This is a genomic window from Nocardia sp. NPDC059229 (assembly GCF_042754165.1).
In the GTDB taxonomy this organism is placed as follows: domain Bacteria; phylum Actinomycetota; class Actinomycetes; order Mycobacteriales; family Mycobacteriaceae; genus Nocardia.
Genome location: NZ_JBHZAK010000080.1, coordinates 1 through 1,208, shown reverse-complemented (window position 1 = coordinate 1,208; position 1,208 = coordinate 1). Strand labels below are relative to the sequence as shown.

At 40.9% G+C, this 1,208-nt stretch carries 1 pseudogene; it reads left to right on the top strand.

The features are described from left to right. Positions 1–187: 187 nt before the first annotated feature. A pseudogene (locus ACFXHE_RS44155) lies at positions 188–1,208 on the top strand (IS3 family transposase); the annotation flags it as partial.

Here is a 1,208-nt window from a genome sequence, read left to right as displayed (position 1 = left end):
CCTGAAGGCTGTTCTTGCAGGAACATTAGCCAATCTGCTCAGCGCAGCCATTGCCGGCATGTTTATATAAACGATAAAAGCTCCTTGCGTCAAGGGACTGACCCCATAAGATGAGACAAATAAAAACACCTTCAAGTTTGAATACGGATGATTGTTATCCGAAATTAGACTTGGAGGTGTTTTTTCTATGGGGACAAGAGTGAGTTATCCGGTTGAAGTGAAACAGAAGGCTGTAGAAATGAGATTGGCAGGCGTACCTATGAAAGAGATCATGCAGGAGTTGAATATCAAAAATAATACGCAGATTAAGACATGGGTCAGATGGTATAAGGCTGGTGATACACATCGATTTGAACAGCCTGTTGGTAAGCAATACACTTATGGAAAAGGTCCGGAGTATTCTTCCGAATTAGAGAAACTGCAGGCAGAGAATCGATATCTGAGACAACAGAATGAAGTGTTAAAAAAGTACAACGAATTGGAAAGGAAGTTGATAGCCAAACGTCAGTCGAACTTGTAGAAGAATTGCACAGCACAATGACCGTGCAGGATATCTGTATTCATTTAGGTATCTCTCGCTCGTCTTATTATCGTTGGAAGAAGAATCTGAAGAAAGATCATCCCAAGCGCCATTTAGAAAAACAAATCGGCACGTTGTGCCGAGAGCACCAGTATCGATATGGATATCGAAAAATCACAGCTATATTAAAAAAGAGAATGTGTATTAACCATAAAACGGTTCAGCGTATTATGCAGAAAAATCAGTGGCAGTGCCGGGTTAAGGTGAAAAAGCGCAAGAAGAATGGGCAGCCATATGCCGTGGTCGACAATATATTAGATAGGAACTTTCAGTCTGATCATCCTCTTGAAAAACTAGTAACAGACATCACGTATTTGCCTTATGGACAGAAACAATTGTACCTTTCCAGTATATTGGATGTATATAATGGAGAAGTGATTGCTTTTACGATTGGAGATAAGCAGGACACAGACTTTGTCTTACACACACTTGATCAACTGCCAACACTGCCTGAGAACTGCGTGTTACATAGTGACCAAGGATCTGTGTATACATCTTACGAGTATCAGAAAGCTGTTAAAACAAAAGGCATTACCATGAGCATGTCCCGCAAAGGGACACCCGCTGATAATGCCTCCATCGAATCGTTTCATTCCTCACTAAAGTCTGAAACGTTCTATCTTAACAG